The 18,075-nt window shown below is 58.9% G+C and carries 15 protein-coding genes; 3 read left to right on the top strand and 12 right to left on the bottom strand.

Going from position 1 to position 18,075, the window contains the following annotated elements; genetic code table 11:
- Positions 1-8 precede the first annotated feature (8 nt).
- From TBK1r_RS00155 to pepT, 8 genes are all read right to left on the bottom strand, one after another.
- Positions 9-227 (bottom strand): cold-shock protein, encoded by a 219-nt coding sequence (locus tag TBK1r_RS00155; protein WP_315860534.1) that lies wholly within the window; start codon positions 225-227, stop codon positions 9-11.
- A 238-nt stretch (positions 228-465) separates the two neighbouring features.
- Positions 466-588, bottom strand: coding sequence for a hypothetical protein (locus tag TBK1r_RS38060; protein ID WP_372894983.1), 123 nt, complete (start codon positions 586-588; stop codon positions 466-468).
- A gap of 120 nt (positions 589-708) precedes the next feature.
- Positions 709-951 (bottom strand): BON domain-containing protein, encoded by a 243-nt coding sequence (locus tag TBK1r_RS00150; RefSeq protein WP_145206969.1) that lies wholly within the window; start codon positions 949-951, stop codon positions 709-711.
- Positions 952-1,065: 114 nt separating this feature from the next.
- Positions 1,066-2,157, bottom strand: coding sequence for a flotillin-like FloA family protein (locus TBK1r_RS00145; RefSeq protein ID WP_145206968.1), 1,092 nt, complete (start codon positions 2,155-2,157; stop codon positions 1,066-1,068).
- A gap of 367 nt (positions 2,158-2,524) precedes the next feature.
- On the bottom strand, positions 2,525-4,501 hold the full coding sequence (locus TBK1r_RS00140; protein WP_145206967.1) for an ABC transporter ATP-binding protein: 1,977 nt from the start codon (positions 4,499-4,501) through the stop codon (positions 2,525-2,527).
- A 178-nt stretch (positions 4,502-4,679) separates the two neighbouring features.
- Entirely contained in the window at positions 4,680-5,231 is a 552-nt protein-coding gene (locus TBK1r_RS00135; RefSeq protein ID WP_145206966.1) for a SpoVG family protein, read from the bottom strand.
- 30 nt (positions 5,232-5,261) lie between these two features.
- Positions 5,262-6,239: a 4-(cytidine 5'-diphospho)-2-C-methyl-D-erythritol kinase gene (locus tag TBK1r_RS00130; RefSeq protein ID WP_145206965.1), complete on the bottom strand. Its 978-nt coding sequence runs from the start codon at positions 6,237-6,239 to the stop codon at positions 5,262-5,264.
- Positions 6,240-6,246: 7 nt separating this feature from the next.
- The gene (pepT, locus tag TBK1r_RS00125) at positions 6,247-7,494 is read right to left on the bottom strand and encodes a peptidase T (protein ID WP_145206964.1); all 1,248 of its coding nucleotides are present in this window, start codon (positions 7,492-7,494) and stop codon (positions 6,247-6,249) included.
- 88 nt (positions 7,495-7,582) lie between these two features.
- Between pepT and TBK1r_RS00120 the strand changes: the two genes are divergently transcribed.
- Positions 7,583-8,413 carry a 3'-5' exonuclease gene (locus TBK1r_RS00120; RefSeq protein ID WP_145206963.1) on the top strand — a complete coding sequence of 277 codons (831 nt, stop codon included), beginning with the start codon at positions 7,583-7,585 and terminating at the stop codon, positions 8,411-8,413.
- A 195-nt stretch (positions 8,414-8,608) separates the two neighbouring features.
- Here the strand turns inward: TBK1r_RS00120 and TBK1r_RS00115 are convergent, their stop codons facing one another.
- On the bottom strand, positions 8,609-10,507 hold the full coding sequence (locus TBK1r_RS00115) for a sulfatase-like hydrolase/transferase (protein WP_145206962.1): 1,899 nt from the start codon (positions 10,505-10,507) through the stop codon (positions 8,609-8,611).
- Between the two features lie 187 nt (positions 10,508-10,694).
- Here TBK1r_RS00115 and rpmG point away from each other — a divergent pair, with 187 nt between their 5' ends.
- Together rpmG and recJ are read left to right on the top strand one after the other, a co-directional pair.
- Positions 10,695-10,859, top strand: coding sequence for a 50S ribosomal protein L33 (rpmG, locus tag TBK1r_RS00110; protein WP_095736658.1), 165 nt, complete (start codon positions 10,695-10,697; stop codon positions 10,857-10,859).
- A gap of 126 nt (positions 10,860-10,985) precedes the next feature.
- On the top strand, positions 10,986-12,749 hold the full coding sequence (gene recJ / locus TBK1r_RS00105) for a single-stranded-DNA-specific exonuclease RecJ (RefSeq protein ID WP_145206961.1): 1,764 nt from the start codon (positions 10,986-10,988) through the stop codon (positions 12,747-12,749).
- A gap of 41 nt (positions 12,750-12,790) precedes the next feature.
- Here the strand turns inward: recJ and TBK1r_RS00100 are convergent, their stop codons facing one another.
- The 3 genes from TBK1r_RS00100 to TBK1r_RS00090 form a co-directional block, all read right to left on the bottom strand.
- Positions 12,791-13,861 (bottom strand): thiamine phosphate synthase, encoded by a 1,071-nt coding sequence (locus TBK1r_RS00100; RefSeq protein WP_145206960.1) that lies wholly within the window; start codon positions 13,859-13,861, stop codon positions 12,791-12,793.
- Positions 13,862-14,017: 156 nt separating this feature from the next.
- Positions 14,018-15,862 carry a chloride channel protein gene (locus tag TBK1r_RS00095; protein ID WP_145206959.1) on the bottom strand — a complete coding sequence of 615 codons (1,845 nt, stop codon included), beginning with the start codon at positions 15,860-15,862 and terminating at the stop codon, positions 14,018-14,020.
- 52 nt (positions 15,863-15,914) lie between these two features.
- Complete coding sequence (locus TBK1r_RS00090) at positions 15,915-17,912, bottom strand: SulP family inorganic anion transporter (protein WP_145206958.1); 1,998 nt, start codon at positions 17,910-17,912, stop codon at positions 15,915-15,917.
- Between the last annotated feature and the right edge of the window lie 163 nt (positions 17,913-18,075).

Below are 18,075 nucleotides of genomic sequence, written 5' to 3'. Positions count from 1 at the left end.
ATCGCGTGTTAGTGTCCGACCAACTGAACGTTTTCGGCACGAGGTCCCTTGGGGCCTTGTCCGACGGTGTACGTCACTTCTTGACCTTCGCGAAGATCATTGAATTCGACGCCTTCGACAGACGAACTGTGGAAGAACATGTCGTTGTTGCTTCCGTCGGTCGAGATGAATCCGAAACCTTTGTCGGTCACGCGTTTAATCTTGCCTTTTTCCATTTCCGTATCCATTGTTAAAAAACAGTTGTGTCTCGATGCGTTGCGAGAAACGTTCACGCAAGCTCAGAGACACGGTGGGTGTTGCATCACGTTGCCGGTTCATCGGAACCGGCGTCAAAGCACACGAATCGGAACCCGACACGAATGTGCTCGGCTCACAGGATCGCACCGCGTTGATGCGGCGCCGGTGCTTACGTGATCTTGAGTATCCGCCCTTCAACAGGGGCGAAGTCGTTGATTGATTTGAAGTTTATGACGAGGCTGAATCGTTGGGATCGACGACATCGGTTGCGTCGGGTGCGAGTTCGGGAACGGCGGATTTGCGTTCGTTGCGGCGCTGTCGTTTCTCTTCCGCTTTACGTTTCTTTTCCATCTCGCGCTGTCGTTTGGCGAAGGTGTTTTGATTTTTCGTAATTTGATCGACTCCTCTTAAACTAGTAATGTGATGCACGTCCCCGGCTGGCGAGGACGTTGCGGCCGAGTGAACCCGACGTTAAACCGTCTTCGGTCGTACTTCGACTTTAATCCGGTCGATGACGCGAGAGATTCCTTCGACGGACGAAACCGCCCTGAGAATCTGCTTGCGTTCGACTTCGTTTTTGATCGTACCGTTGAGCGTGACTTCGCCGCTGCGCACATCACCGCTCACTCTGGGTGAACTGGAACATTTCTTGGACAGGCGGCTTTGAACGTTCTTCAGCAGCGTTTTGTCTGGGATTCGATTACCGAGGGCCATCGTTCACTCCTAGGTGAAGCGGATGTAACAAATACCAGCGGCATCGGATCAATAGTTGCGCCGAATGAATGCACCGGGTATTGAATTGGAAATCCCGAAGGGGGAGGAAACGTTTCATCCGTCGCGTTCCTCCCGAGGTCCGGGAAAGGGATTGGCCGGCGACGGTTTGGCATCGCCCGGTTTGGTTGGGCTGTTTTTGCGATCGGTGATGCCGTTGCCTCGTGGCGGTTCTTTGCGATCCACACCAGGAATCGAACGGACGACTTTCCCGCGCAGATTTCCGCTGCGAAACGCCACCGCCATCGCTTGCGGGACCTGGGCCTCGGCGTTGACCAAGTAGGCTCGATTCTCGGCGACCTTGGCGAGCATCTGTTGCGTGTGGGCCACCGCGTCGGCGCGGCGTGCTTCGGCCCGGGCGCGGGCGATGCGACCATCGGCATCGGCCTGGTCGCGTTGCAACCGGGCGCCGATGTTTTCGCCGACGTCGATGTCTGCGATATCGATTGAGACGATGGCGAATGCGGTGTTCGAATCGAGTCCGTGGGCCATGGCGGCCTCGGAAATCTGAAGCGGCATTTCCAAGACGTCCATGTGCGTCTCCGACGACCCGATCGCGCTGACGATCGCTTGGCCGACACGGGCGACAATCGTTTCTTCGGTCGCCCCACCGATCAATTGATCCAGATTGGTGCGGACGGTCACCCGTGCACCGACCAGTAATTCGACGCCGTTCTTTGCGATCGCGCTCAGCAGCGGTCGGCCCTCGCGGGCTTCGGGACAATAAATGACTTTCGGCGTTACACTGGTCTGCACCGCGTGAAGCACGTCGCGGCCGGCCAGATCAATCGCGGCGGCGCGATCAAAATCCAGCTCGATCCCGGCGCGGTGCGCCACGATGATCGCCTGAACGACATTCATGACATCGCCGCCGGCAAGCGCGTGAATTTGCAAGTCCGCGGTCCGGATGCCGCCCTGACGATCGACCCGCAACCCGGCCTGTCGGCACATGATTTTTGCCGTGACCATCATCCGCAGATCCAGCTTCAGCAGATACATCACGATCAAGCTCTTCATCGTGATGTCCGCGCCGGACATGTAAGCTTGGATCCAGTACGCCCCGCATCTGCTGAGCACCCAGAACATCGCGATCGCGATCACACTCCCGACCAGCGCAGCGCCGACCAGAAGTTGCAGTTGGGAGGGCATCCCAATGCTCAAGACGGGTTCCAACAAGAACGCCAAATGTTTACCGCGCAGCTATCGTTTCGCTCATCGAGAAAACAATTGCTCTCGACACAGCTTTTTCACATTCCGGCTCACCTCCACCGAGGCTCACCCAAGGACGTTCATCCAAGTGATGCTGACGCTCTTTAGATCATTGACCGCACCGACGATTAGATGGGTGCGGGGGGGCTCGCGTGGTCGGTTTGATCGACACGCGTCACCGATCGACCGGTATCGCAATGGATCACCGGTCGCTAATCATCATTCCATCCTACCGCTGCCACCGCCGCCCGCAATGGAGAAAGTTCGCATTCGGTGAGAATAGAGGCGTCGTGGGCGTCCGCCGCCATCACGCCGCGATCGGTTGGTCCGCTCCACACAAACTCTGGTAGAACCGGTTTTTACCGATCAATTCCTCGTGTTTTCCGCTGGCGGCGACCTGCCCCTGTTCGATCACGACCACGCGGTGCGCCATCGCCAACGTGCTCGGCCGGTGAGTGATCATCACCCCGGTCCGCCCGACCAGGAACCTTTCGAGCGCCTGATGGATCAGCTGCTCGCTTTCCATGTCAATCTGACTGGTCGCTTCGTCGAGAATCAGAATATCGGGGTTGCGCAAGAACGCCCGGGCCAAGGCGATTCGTTGCATCTGTCCCCCGGAAAGTCGCATCCCGCCGGTCCCGAGGATCGTTTTGTAGCCCTCCGGCGTCTTTTTGCGAATGAAATCGTCGGCGAAGGCCAGTTTGGCCGCCCGTACGACATCGTGCGAATCGGCACCCGGGCTGCCGTAGCGAATGTTGTTTTCGATCGTGTCGTCGAACAGGATCGTCCGCTGGGTCACCAACGCAAGCCGCTTGCGCAGATCGCGAGTCCGCATTTGATCGATCGGCACGTCGTCCAACAGCACCTGTCCGCCTTGCGGGTCGTCGAAGCGACACAGCAGACTGATCATCGTGCTTTTGCCACAACCGTTGGGGCCGACGATGGCAATTGTTTCGCCGTGCGGGATCTCAAGATCGATGCCGCGGAGCACCTTGGGGCCGGAGGGATATTGGTATTCGACGCCGGCGAACCGAATGTTCGCATGCGGTCGCTGGGGCGAACGGGCGACGGTCGGCTCTTCGACCCGGACGGGCATGTCGACGATTTCCATCACACGCACCGCCGCCGCGATGCCGCGTTGTAATCCGCTCCAGACGTCGGCCAACTTGCGAGCCGGATCCGACGCACCGATCAAGAAGCTAAAGAACAGAAAGACTTGGCCTTGCTCCAGCGGTTCAGTTGTCATCTGCAAACCGAACAGATGCGTCTGTTTGTTCAGCACCAGGTAGCCGCCGGCCAAGATCGCCAGGGACACCGTGGTCATGCCCATCAATTCCGTCGTCCCACGAGCCAGCGTGTTGTAGAACGCCATCTTCATCGTTTTCTGGTAGTAGGCGAACGTGCCGCGGCGCAGTCGGGCGCGCTCGAACGCCTGGGTGTTGGACGCTTTGACCAATCGAATCCCGGCGAAGGAATCATTGAGCATCCCGTACAACTGGCTCATCTCTTCCATCGCCCGCTTGCTGGCCCGTCGGATGGCGCGACTGAGTTGTTGCATCACCACCGCCAGGATCGGTGAGACGATCAGCACCAGGAACAGCAGCCGGTGACAAACGATGGCCGCGCCGATCAAACAAGCCATCATCTTCAGCGGCTCGCGGATCATGCGGCCGAGCAAGGTCGACACGCCCGCGGTGACCAGCGCGACATCATTGGTCAATCGCGCCGTCAAATCGGCCGAGCCGTTTTCGCCAAAGGCATCCAGATCCAAACGGAGCGCCTTGCGAAAGAAGATCGCACGCAAATCGATCGCCGTCCGTCCACCGACGTACTGCACCCACATCATGTTGGCGGTCAGCGCCACCAATTTCAGTGCCGTGCCGACGACCAAGAACGTCAAAATGGCCAACAACGTGCCAAACGGAGTTGTCGGGGCGTACGCGTCGACCCAGGGTTTGGCTTGGCGATACCAATGAGACTTGCTGGTCTGACGCGCCGCCTGCGCGCGGAGTTCGTCGATGGAATCCCCTCCGGTCGCCGCGCCGGACTCGATCTGGGCGATTTGGGCGGTGTACGTTTCGGCCGCCTGATCCGCTTTTTCAATCGACTCCTGAACGTATTCCGAGAGCGTGTCTCCGGCGAAGACGACATCGACGATCGGCAACACCGCACTGATGTTGGCACTCCACAACAGCGCGATCGCCAGCGAGGAAACAGCGATCCCGGCGATGGCCCAGTGACGTCGAAAAGCCAGTCTTAATACTCGAACGAAAGGCGTGTTCACGGGGCCGTCCTTGGTCACCGTCGTGGGCGATGCTGTCAAATGGGTCGGTCGACGAATCGGAAATGTCGAGGATGATTGTCGATCCGCGCGGGAAACAACCGCGTTTTAGCGAAACGCGTTGGCCGTGGCCAGTCCGTTCTGGAAACTCAAGATCATTGAAGTGGTCGGCCGCCGTCGATCAAAAAATCCCGGCACCGAATGCGGTATCGTCGCCGCCGACGCGTTTCTCTTCCTGCTCGCTCGATGTTCGTTGTTTGGACGGACCCGGTGAGGCGTGGGGCGGATCAATCAACGCCGTGTCCACGTCTTCGCCGGCATCGGCAAAGTCGTCGTCGTATCGCGAACGATAGCCGGGTTGTTGGCAACGACTCAATTCCGATTCGAACTCGCGAATCACCGCGTCCTGAATCAGTTCGCGGCACTCGCTGTTGATCGGATGGGCGACGTCGGCATACAGCTTTTGCGGCGAGTCGAGCGCGCCGTCGCTGTCGAAAGAAAGCTTGTTTCCGCAATGGTTACAGTAGCTGGCGCGCAAATGATTCTTGTGGTGACAACGATTGCAATGACCGGTCAACTTGCGACTCGGCATCGCCACGAACGGTCCGTTGGCACCGTCGATGATCTTCAAATCACGGACCACGAAACAGCCATCGATCGTGATTGAACAAAAGGCTCGCAGCCGGTCTTCCGACGACTCCATTAACTTGATTCGAATCTCCGTTATCTCCACGATCTGAACTCCCTCGCTTTGGACTGCGTTCTAGCTCGGCTCGATTTCAATGGGTGTCGCAGCAGGAACCGTTTGCGCCACTCGAAGCAAAACACCAGGTTGCAACTCGGTCTCTAAACGCTTCACGATCTCCTTGGCCTGTTCGGCATCCTTGGCAAGACCAAAACATGCCGAACCGCTACCGGTTAGTTGACACGGTTGGAGTCCGCATTGCCACAGTGATTCTAATAATTCGTTCAGCTGTGGCAGAATTTTCAAGGCCGGCTCGGTCAGGCGATTCATCATCGCCTTGCCCATCCGCTCGCGATCACCACGCCGAAACGCCTGCAAAAAAGACGCGGACGAAACCGGTTGCTGGGGGACGTTCAACTGTGCGTAAACGCCCGCTGTCGACAGGCTGGTCGAGGGATAGGCCACCACAAAGTGTATCGATGGACAGGTCTTCAGCGGTGACAACAATTCGCCGCGACCGGTCGCATGGGCAGCCATGGGCGACTGGCTGTCTGCCGTCGCGAGAAAGAACGGAACATCGCTGCCGATCGACGACGCGATCCCGTGTAGCACTTCTGACACGTTGTCAAATTGGTGAATCTGGGCAGCACAGTCAATCGCGTGGGCCGCGTCACTGCTGGCACCGCCCATCCCGGCTCCGGCGGGAATCCGTTTGCCCAGTCGCACCCGGAAGCCCGTTTTGACGCCAAAGCTGGCCCGAAACGCCGCCAGGGCGCGGACAACGAGGTTGGAGTCGTCGGTCGGAATCCGCAGCAACTCGGGCACGCGGCCAGCGCCGGCGTCCAACCCCAACTCGCCGGCAACCGATTCGACCGAGGGCAACCAATCTGCCGTCAATTCGATTCGCGGCTGGGGAATCGATTCGATCTCCAGTTCGTCGCGCCAGTCGATCGCGGCCATGACGGTGTCGATCTCGTGGTACCCATCATCACGGCGGGCCGGAATCTCCAGGAACAGATTCAGTTTTGCCGGCGGCGAGGTTCGGGCGATCGTCATGATGGTTTCAAGCCCGTTGGTTCGACCAAAGCGAAAGCAGTTCGACTAAGTGTTCGGTGGCGGCAACCATTTCGTCCAGGCACGCGAATTCACGAACGCTGTGGATATTGTGTTGGCCGCTGGACAGGTTGGGCGTCGGCAGACCTTTTTCGGTCAGCACGCTTCCGTCGGTCCCGCCGCGAACGATTTCTTTTTGACAGCGGCGGCCCAGGTTTTCAAACGCTTGTTCGGCCAAGGTGACCGCCTCGGGCAGCTTGGCCAGGCCATCGCCCAGATTGCGATATTGCCGCCGCGTCTTGACTTCGACTTTCAATCCCGGCCATTGCGATTCCACGGTGCCGGCGATCTGTCGCAAGGTTTCCGCATACGTTTCCAAGTCAGCAGCATCAAAGGATCGCAGGATCAATTCGACCGTCGCTTCACCAACTCCGCCGCTGATCGAATTGGCGTGGATGAACCCTTGCCGGCCGTCGGTGGTTTCCGGTGTGTCGGTTTCGCGAGGCAGTGCGGCAATGAAATCGGCGGCGCCACGAACCGCGTTGATCATACGGTCTTTGGCAATCGACGGGTGAATGTTGTCTCCGATGAAGCGCACCGTGGCAGCATCGGCCGAGAACGTTTCCACGTCGACGATACCGGCCCCGCCGCTGTCGAGGGTGTATGCCACATCGGCGGCCAGTTTCTGCAAATCGATCTTGTCGGTGCCATGTCCGATTTCTTCGTCGCACGTCATCACGACTTTGACCGGACCGTGTTTCAGGTGTGGGTTCTCAATCAGCGTTTCGACCAGTTCCATGATGATGGCGACACCGGCTTTGTCGTCACCACCGAGCAGCGTGGTACCGTCGGTGGTGATTAACGTGGCGCCGACCAAATCACGGAGCGCCGGGCAGGCGTCGACACGGATCACTTCGCCGTTGGCCAATTCAATGTCGCCGCCGGGATAGTTTTCGATCACGTTGGGACAGACGTTCTCGCCGGGTGCGTCGGGCGATGTATCGACGTGAGCGACGAGTGCGACGACGGGCACCTCGGCATCACCGACGGTGGACGGAACGCTCGCATAGACCAGGGCGTGTTCGTCTTGATAGACGTCCGCCGCCGACATCGCCTCAAGTTCGGCGGCGAGCAGTTTGCCGAGTTCCCGTTGGCCTTCGCTGCTGGGATACGTCCCGCTGTTGGGATCGGCGGTGGTGGCGATGCGAACGTACCGTAGAAAACGGTCCAACAATCGGCGGCGGTTGATTTCGAACATGTGTCGTTTTGTGTTAAGCTCGTGCGGCAGGGGTCGGAAACGGATCCACACCCCAAACACGTTTTTTGAACCGGGATCAAGGTGATTGATGAGCGAAGACGTTTCCCATCTGGTATTTGACTGCGAAAGTATCGCCGATGGGGCGCTGATCGCGAAAGTCCGCTACCCCGGCCAGTCGCTTTCGCCGCAGGAGGCCATTGCGCGTTATCAATCGGAATTGATGGAAGAAAAAGGGACCACATTTATCCCCTACACGTTTCAGGTTCCCATTGCGGTAGTGGTCGCCAAGGTTTCCAAAGACTATCGGCTGATCGATATTGTTTCCCTGGACGAACCGAATTTTCGCAGCCACGTGATCACGGCCCATTTTTGGAAGGGCTGGGAGATCTACAAGCGTCCCCAATGGGTCACCTTCAACGGCCGCACGTTTGATCTGCCGCTGATGGAACTGGCTGCTTATCGCTTCGGCATCTCGATCGCGCCCTGGTTCAAGAACGACGGGTATCGATCGCCACGGAATCGATTCAGCGTCGATTCGCACCTGGACCTGCAAGATCTGTTGACCAATTTCAGCGCCTCACGCTTCAACGGCGGACTGAATCTGGCGACCAAGCTGCTCGGCAAACCCGGCAAAATGTCGGTCACCGGCGACCAGGTCCAACAACAATTTGATGACGGTGACCTCAAGGGCATCAGCGACTACTGCCGCTGCGATGTCTTGGACACGTATTTCGTCTTCCTCCGCTCGATGGTGCTCAGCGGCAAGATGACGCTGGAGAAAGAAGTCGAGATCACGGCCGAGAGCAAGGCATGGATCGAAGCCAAAGCCGCCGACTGCGAAGCCTATGCGACCTACCTGGAACACTGGGAAGACTGGTCCGATCCCTGGGAGAGTGAGTCAGCCGACGCGGAGGGATAGAGAGCAGACGAGTGCAGCCGGAAGTTCGGCAGAATGATCCGGGGCAGAATCATATTCAGACCGCTCAGACCGCGGTCCTCGAATCATTTCGCGACTCCATCATTCTGCCACTCCCGTCTCGTTAAGCAACGGGCGATTAATTAGTGTCGTGGATCGGCGGAGCGATCCACGACAATGCGAATCTTACTGAAGAAATCAGATCTCGCCCTTCAAGTACTGCAATCGGCGAATCACTTCCCCTTTGGGATCGATCGGCAACAAGACCGGCAGGAACTGAAACTTGTCCGGGTCCACCTCGTAGCCGTGGAAGTCGTGCAGGAAGACGATCGTGTTGAGCATCTGCAACAGTTCCGGTTCGTTGGTCGCACGTTGCAGCGATCGATAAAGGAACGGTAGGGTATCGATGTCGCTATGCACGGCCAGATACTCGACGGCTCGCATGACGACCAACGGTTCGACGTCGACGAGGAATTTTTCGATGGCCGGAATCAGCGGTTTGGCGGCTTCACCCAATGAACTGCAGGCGACCAAGGCCCAGTAACGGACCCACGGATCGGCATCGTCAAGCGCCGCTTGGATTCCCGGCAATGCTTGTTCGCTCGGCAGCAATGCCAAGTTCACCGTGTCGATGTACTTGGTGATTTGTCCGCTGTGTGATTCGCCGAACACCGTCGGATTGTTGATCGCTTCATCGACCATCACCGCTTCGATCACAAAGCTCAGATCGGGCAGCGACTTGAGTCGATCGTCCAATTGATCACGCATCATTTTCAATTGCTGGGCGTGCTCTGGATCGGACGCCAGGTTGTTGATCTCGTACGGATCGGCCGCCAAGTCGTACAACGCCTCGGGCGCCTTGGCTTCGTAGAATTGTTTTGCCGCACCGGTCAGCTTTCCTTGCTGAAACAGTTCGCGCCACTGCTGGTACGCCAAACACTTGTAGCGATAATTGTTCTGCAGCCCGTCGGGATAGAAGGACTCGAAGTTGCGGATGTATTTGAAGTCGCCGATCCGCAGCGACCGGACGAGTTCGTATTTTTCGTCGAACCGATCCGCGTACCCCAATGTTTCGTCGCGTCGATCGACTTTGTCCGGGTCGGCGTCGATCCCCAGAAACGGTTTCCCGTCGACACCTTCGGGTTGCTCCAGTCCGGCCAAACTCAACACGGTCGGCCCGAAATCAACGAATTCCACAAACCCGTTGGTGCGTGAACCGAGTTGACGTGCGGCCAGCGATTGAAAACGCTGCGGGACGCGAACGACCAGCGGAACGTGCAAGCCGGATTCGTACAGGTACCCTTTGGATCGTGGCAGCACACCGCCGTGGTCGCCGAAATAAAACACGAACGTGTTTTCCAGTTGTTCGTCTTCGCGCAGTTGGTCGATCACGCCGCCGACGAGTTCGTCGATTTTCATCATCCGATCGTGATATCGGGCGCGGGTGTAACGGAACAGCGGCGTATCGGGAAAGTAATCTTGGAGCTTGACGTCGGCCGGATCGGTGACCGTCTTTTCCTGCATCTGTGCTTCGCTGAAGTGCAATCGGCTTTCGTGCGAATCGGCGAACGTTTGAACATGAAAGAACGGCATCGATGCGTCCGGGCGGTTTCTCCAACTCGCCTTTCGACTCGACTCGCTCCAAACATCGGATCCCTTGACCGCGTTGTAGTCCTCTTTGCTGTTATTGGTCGTGTAGTATCCGGCGGCTCGCAGGTAGGCCGGAAACATCTGCAGGTCTTCGGGCATCGGCATCGCGACATGACGACGATGGAATTGCGTGCCGATCCGCGGGGCGTAGCATCCGGTGATCAGAGTCGTGCGGGCGACCGAACAGACCGGTGCATTGGAGAACGCGCGATCGAAGGTCACGCCGTGGGCCGCCAGCGCTTCGATGTTGGGTGCCGGAGCCCCGGCGGGGTCAAAGTGCCGAAGGTAATCCGCCGAGTTGTCTTCGGACATGATCCAAACGACGTTGGGTCGGCCGGGAGGGTCGGCCGCGGCCACGGTGGCCGAAAGCTGCGTCAGCAGAACCAGGCTGAGGGCGAAACGAACAGCGACCGCAGAGAGACAAATGGGGGGGATGAAACGCGTCATCAGGAAGGAATCCAGTGCAAAATGATCAAAGAAGGAGGCCTTGGTGGTGGTAATTCTAACCCGAATCGCCCTCCGGAGCAGGTTTCTGGAAACAAGGCTTGCCGAAACAGGGGGCCAGCGGGCATAATCCGCGACCCGAAAAAACGGCATGCATCCCCACAATCACACCTGTCTGAATTGACTTCCGATGGCTAAGAGCAAGAAAAAGGCTGAAACGGTCTTCCTGGTTTGCGAAGAAACCGGCGACTACAACTACACCTTGAAGCGTAAGCCCGGCGGCGAAAAGCTTCGTCTAAAGAAATACAGCCCGCGACTGCGCCGCCACACGTGGCACGGCGAAAAGAAAAAGTAGGTCCGACTCTGGACAACTGGGCAGCGGCGATCTTGCGATCGTCTCACTCGCCGCTGCGCACGGCCTTTTTTCATGAGAGGCCAATCTCAGAACGCGTCACGCGCCCCAACGTAAGTGAGTCCAAGGATGAAACGGAAATGGCGGATCGTTCCCCATGATGCCGCCCGCGTTGACCAACTGATCCGTGGATCCGGATTGCCGCCCGTCGTCGCTCAGCTTCTGGTCAGCCGCGGCGTCTACGATCGCAAAGCCGCCGACGCCTTCTTGTCGACCAAACTGACGGGACTTCGCGACCCCCAAGAATTGCCCGGTGTCCCCGAAGCGACCGAATTGGTCGCCGAGGCAATCGCAGCGAAAACGCCGATCGCGATTTACGGCGACTATGACTGCGACGGGATGACCGGAACCGCGATCCTGTACAACGGCTTGAAACTGCTCGGCGGTAACGTCGCCTACCACGTCCCCAACCGATTGGAAGAAGGGTACGGGTTGAATGCCGACGCGATTGGCAAGCTGGCCGATCGCGGAAAGAAAATGATCATCTCGGTCGACTGCGGCATCACGAGCGTTGCCTGCGCCGAACTCTGCAAAGAGTTGGGCGTGCAACTGATCATCACCGATCACCACACGCTCGACGACACGCTGCCGGACGCCGACGCGATCGTGCACCCGCGACTGCCCGGTACGCATTATCCCTTCGGCGAACTCTGTGGCGCCGGCGTGGCCTTCAAATTGGCCTGGTCACTGTGTCAAAAGATCTGCGGATCTAAGAAAGTGACCGAACCCTTACGGCGCTATTTGATGCAGTCGCTGTCGTTGGCCGCCATCGGAACCGTCGCTGACGTGGTCCCGTTGGTCGACGAAAATCGGATTCTGGTCGCGCACGGCTTGCGAATGCTCGGCAGCGAACCGTTGCCCGGTCTGGCCGAGTTGATGAAGATCACCAAACTGGACGAAGCAACCACACTGAACACCGAGAGCATCGCGTTCAACCTGGCGCCCCGGTTGAACGCTTCCGGTCGACTCGGACAAGCCCAGTTGGGCGTGGAGTTGTTGACGACAACCAACGCAGAACGGGCCACGGCCCTGGCCGAATACATCGACCAGCTCAACAAGAACCGCGACAGCTTGCAGCGCAGCGTCACCCTGGCCGCGCAGAAACAAATCAAAGAGAACTTCGACGCCGAAAACGACCCCGCGCTGGTGCTCGCCGGTGTCGGTTGGCACCAGGGCGTGATCGGAGTGGTCGCCGGTCGGCTGAGCGACAAGTACGCCAAGCCGGTGATCATCCTGTCGATGGATGCCTCCGGGAAAGCGGAAGCGGTCGGATCGGGTCGCGTCGGTGGAACGGCGATTGACCTGCACGCCGCACTGGCCAATTGTGCCGACCGACTGGTCCGGTTCGGCGGACACAAAGCCGCCGCGGGGCTGACGATCGACGAACGCCAAATCGATGGGTTCCGCGAAGACTTTTGCGAAGCGATTTCTGAACAATGGACGGCCGGTGAAATCGAACCGGAGATTGTGATCGATGCCGAAGCGTCGTTCGGCCAATTGAATCTGAACACGATCAAACAAATCGAAACCCTTGAGCCCTTCGGTGCGGGCAACCCACGCCCCACGCTGCTCTGCCAGAACGTCACGCTGGCCGAACCGGCCCGTCGGATGGGCAGTGGCGATCGCCATCTGACGGTGCGGCTGGATCAAGGCGGCAAGACCGTCCGCGGCGTCGCCTTCGGCGCCGGCGATTGGTGCGATGAACTCAACGCCTGTGACGGACCGATTCAAATCGCCTATCGCCCGGTGATCAACGAGTTTCGTGGCTTCCGTCGCGTTGAAATCCACGTCGTCGATTGGAAACCCGTGCACGTCGGCGTGGCTACCGGCTGAATTATCGACTGAACGGCGTTACGTTTGAACCGCCCGGCAACCTATCCCGCTGAAGCGTCCAACCTTCGCCGCAATGCCCTCGCCGCGGCCGCCGGATCATCGGCGTCGTTGATCGCGGCGGTGACGGCGATTCGGTGAAACCCGCACGCGGTCACCTGATCGAGATTCTGGGGGTTGATGCCGCCGATCGCGAATGCGGGTCGAGGCGTCTGACGGGTTTCCGCATGCACCTGTTCTAAAAACGCCGTCCCGGCGTGGGCATCAAAGGACTTCGTGGTGCTGGGAAATGTCGGTCCACATCCGATGTAGTCCGCACCGTCGGCGATCGCTTGATGAACCTGGGCGATGTCGTGCGTCGACACACCGACCAAACGCCCGCCGCCGAGCACACGTCGCGCCATGGTCGCGGGCAACTCGTCTTGTCCGACGTGAACGCCATCGGCGTCTGCTGACAATGCAATGTCGGCACGGTCATTGACGATAAACAACGCATCGCAATCCTTGGCAATCGCGGCGCCCACTTTGGCCCGCTCAAAAAGCTCCCGATCGGAAGCCTGTTTGTCGCGTAACTGAAAGACATCGACACCAGCTTGCGACAACGACCGGATCGTTTCGACAAACATTGATTCGGACGAACCGCAATCGATCAACAGATACAGCACCGCTTCGGCCAGTCGCCGTGTCCTGCGATGGGCCATCGCCTGAAGTTCGATGCGACGATGATGCGTGTAGGCCCGATAACGCAGCGATTCGATCCGCCGAGCGAATTCAACGTCGATCGTTTTTCCGTACTCTTCCAGAACCCGCAACGATTGTTGCACCCGCTCGGCCGCCGCCGTGATCACATCGGCAATCTCCGTCCGCGAGTACTCGGCCGCGGTTTGCAGCGTGGTGCCGACATCGGCGTCGGTATCGCGGGCGGTGAGCAATTCCGTGCGGTTCAACTGCGACAGCGCCGCGGCGAGTTCATGACGCAGTGCCTTCGCCGCACCGGCACTGTCGGAATCCTCCAGACCGAAACGGGCAAACTCTTCGATCGTGCGAATCCCCTCGGCCGCCCGATTCGCCGACGCATCGAGAATTCGGTAGCTGATCTGTCGCGAGTCGTTCAACGGCTTGGTCCAAACAATCAAGGCAATGAAAACAAAAACCGGGCGTCGGCGGACGACAGTTATCTCGCATTCCGGTCACCCTGTCGAGCGAGCCACATCCCGCTCTGGTCCATCCTGTGATTCCCATTCTCACACCGAACGTACCACGTTCACTCGTTAGTCTTCGCTGGACTGCTTCAGTTCCATCAGCCGTTGGTTGTAGGCGGCGATGGTTTCTTTCCGTCGCAGCATGCCCAGAAAGACGCCCGGACGCTCGGGATCCAAAACCGGCAATTCGTCCAGGTTGTGCGACGTGAAGCGGCGCAGCGCGGTATTCAGATCGTCTTCGGGCGTCAGATACAGAAAGTTGTCCACCATGATGTCGCGGGCGACCGCCAGGTTCCACAGCGTGTCGTCGTACAAGTAGGCGCGAACGTCGTCGTCACTGAAGATGCCGACCATCTTTTGATCGGCGTCGACGACGGGAAAGTAATCTTGGTTGGTGTAGGCCAATCGATGCACGATGCTATCGAGCGTCATGCCTTCGGGGATCAAGATCAGCTTGCGGTCTTTTTGATACAGGTCGCCGACGATCAAACCCTCCAGCACGTCGACGATGAAGTCACCGCGGTGGGCCATCGATTCCATCCGGGTCGCGGGCTGGTTGCGATAGAGCCGGAAGTGTTGGCTGAACATGAACGTCAACGTGGAAACCAACATCGTCGGCAGCAGCAGCCCATAATCGCCGGTCAGCGCACGGACCATGATGATGGTCGAGATGGGAGCCCGCGCGATGCCGGAAAAGAACCCGGCCATGCCGACCACGGCAAAGGCTTCGGGTTCACTGAACAGTTCCGGCCAGAATCGCTGAAGGGTCAGACCGACGGCCGCCCCAGTGCAACCGCCGATCACCATTGAGGGCCCAAAGACCCCGCCGGAGCCACCCGAACCGATCGTCAGCGCGGTGGTCAGGATCTTCGCCATCGCGACCAGCAGGACGCAGGCGATGCCCAACTGGTCGGCCGTCGTCAACGCGATTTGCAGCACCCCATAACCGGTGCCCAAGGAACCGAGCAGGTTGAGATCACGATCGAACCAGTGGTACAGGCTGACGCCAAAGATTCCGGCCAGGGTGGCGCCGATGGCCGGACGGAGGTGCGGGATGATCGGCAATCGCCCGAACGCCGCTTGGCTGGCGAACAGTGTTTTGACGTAAACCGCCCCGACCACGAACAACACCACCGCCAGCACCACATAGGCGGGCAACTGCAACGGCGAAACGAAGGTGTGTTCCAAGTCGGCGCCGAACAACGGAATGAAACGCGATTGGACCGGCACGGATTGGACATAGACGCTGTAGGCGATCACCGAAGCGGTCGCCGCAGGGACAATCACGTCGGCTTCCAGATCGGCATCGCTGTAGAGGATTTCACCGGCGAACACGGCGCCGGCCAATGGCGCACGAAAGATCGCCCCGATGCCCGCGCCCATTCCGGCGGCCAACAGGACGCGGCGTTCACGGTTGGAAAGTTTTAATCGCGTCGCTAACCAGGAACCGAACCCGGCCCCGATCAGCGCGATCGGTCCTTCACGACCACCCGATCCGCCGGTCCCCAACGTGATTGCCGAGGCGAGCGTCTTGATGAACGGGATCCGCGCGCGAATCTTGCCCCGTTTGTTGTGAAACGCGTCGATGGCGGCATCCGTCCCGGCACCCTCCGCTTCGGGGGCAAACGCGTAAACCAGCGTCCCCGACAGCAAACCGCCGACGGCCATCACGACGACGATCATCCAAGGCGAAAAGAAGTCCGAGCGGTGTTCAAATCGATTGTATTCACCGGCCGCATCGAGCGGTTGATAACCGGCGAACTCGGTCAGCGAATAGCGGACGACGAACTGGCCGAGCACATCGAACGCGATCGCCCCGAGCCCCGCGACGAAGCCGATCAACGACGCCAGCAAGATCCATTTTCCCAGCGAATGCAGCTCAAAACGCTTTAGCAATTTCTGCAGACGTTTCACTTGAAAGCGTTTTCCCGGAGCGAATGGCGAGTCGGAGGCGATCCGAGCCGATTCAATCGTGGGCGACCACCTCGGCTCGTGCCATATCGTCGGGCATAAAATCGTCCGCGCGAAGGACCTCGACATTCTCCACACAAATCGTGATCGAATGTCGGTCCACAAATTCACGCCGCAGCATGTCCAGCATCGAGTCGCAAACGGCGGCGGACACCACCAATTCCAACCGCACCTGATCCTGCTTGGACAAGCCCGTCTGCAGACCGTGCCGCCCCGCTCCGCGGCAGGGGATCGCGGTGTAACCACACGCCCCACAGGCAATGAATTGTTCGATCAACGTGTCTTCGAGTGACTCCGATGCCGTCACGGTGATCCTTCGCATTCGTGGCAGGCTGCGTTTTCTCGCCGCGTGCGGATTGTCGGCAAGCGGCTTCAAAAAATCTAAGCCGCGGACCTCGAATCGTAAGCCTTCCTGCTCAAAATCCCGCTCCAGCTCGACTAGCTTTTCCATCACGCTGTGGTCGACCAATTTGGCGTCCGACAGATCCACGATCAGGTTGCGGCGCTGGACCAATCCGACCTCTTCGATCTGACGCTTGAAGGGAATCCAGTTACTGAAGACCGCTGATTGGCGGGCGATGATCCGGCTGGTTTGCGGATCGACTTCCTCGATTTCCAGATAGGGTTTGAACATCGATCCCAGCGGGACGCCGTTGGAGACGTGGATGATCATCTTGAGCAAGATGCCGGCGGCCACGCCGATCAGCAGGTCCGTCGCCAACACCATGAACATCGTCGTGACAAAGATCGCCAACTGTTCTTTGCCGATCCGCCAAACATGCACGAATTCCGCCGGGTGGGCCAAGCGATAGCCGGTGTAGACGAGCATCGCCGCCAGGGCCGCCAGCGGGATCCGGTGCAGCACAGTGGGGATCAACGCGACGCAGCAGAGCAGAAAGATGCCGTGCCAGAAATCGGCAAACCGTGTCCGGGCGCCGTTGTCGATGTTGGCTTTGGAACGCACGATTTCGGAGATCATCGGCAACCCGCCGATGCTCGCCGCACACAGGTTGGCCACACCGACGGCGACGATGTCACGGTCCATGTTGGTCTTGCGTTTCCAGGGGTCCAACAGATCGATCGCCTTGGCGCTGAGTAACGATTCCAAACTGCCGATGATGAAAAACATCATCGCCCACTTCCAGGCTTTGAATTGACCCAGCGCCGAGAAGTCGGGCAGCGTGATGTCGTCGAACATCCCGAACGCCCGGTCGGGCATCTTGACCAGGTATTGCTCGCCGAGCTGGTATTCGTGGTTGGCCAAGTGATAGGCGTGGGCGTGTAACAAATCGAACCCCATGCCCATCGGAATGGCGACCAGCAAGACGACCATCGGCGCAGGGACTTTTTTTAGAATCGAAACCCGTTTTCCCGCCATCGGCCAACAGAACATGATCAACAAACTGACCACGCCGATCGTGGCGATCGCCGGATTGGCTTGGATCACATAGTCGGGGAACTGTCGCAGCATCTCCAACGGTCCCCCGCTGGCTCCGGTCACACCCAGGGCGACGGGAAACTGTTTGATCACGATGATGATCCCGATCGCGGCGAGCATGCCGTGGACGGCCGAGATCGGAAAGAACTCGCCCAGAATCCCGGCCCGAAAGATCCCGAACAGAATCTGCAGGATCGCGGCGGCCACGCCCACGGCCAATGCCGCTTTGTAGGCGCTCAAGTCGGCGTCGGTCCAGCCGCCGATCAATCCGTCGCCGCCGAAGTCTTCGATGCATCCGATGGCGATCACGATCAGGCCCGCCGCCGGACCCTTGATCGTCAGCTCGCTATTGCTGATGAACGTCGTCACGATCGCCCCGATGATCGCGGTGAAGATGCCCGCGATCGGCGGGTAACCGCACGCCAACGAAATCCCCAAGCACAACGGCAGCGCGATCAGAAAGACCAGCAGCCCGGAGACAATGTCTTGTTTGAAGTAACGTCGAAATCCCGCCAAGTTGCCGCGGGGTTGGTCGTCGATCAGAGGGGCTGACATCAGGGTCTTTCGGTGAAGGATTTAACAGAAACGGGACAAAGACACCGTGGCTCGGGGCTTGTGCGGGCAGGGGGTGCCGCGCATATTCCAAGTCTCCAATGATGCCGGTGCCCCAGGCATGGGGTGGTCGGGGTCGATGAACCCGATCAGCCTCGCACTTCGA

This window comes from Stieleria magnilauensis, assembly GCA_007753675.1.
Lineage (GTDB): Bacteria > Planctomycetota > Planctomycetia > Pirellulales > Pirellulaceae > Stieleria > Stieleria magnilauensis.
This window is presented reverse-complemented; position numbering and strand designations above follow the sequence as displayed.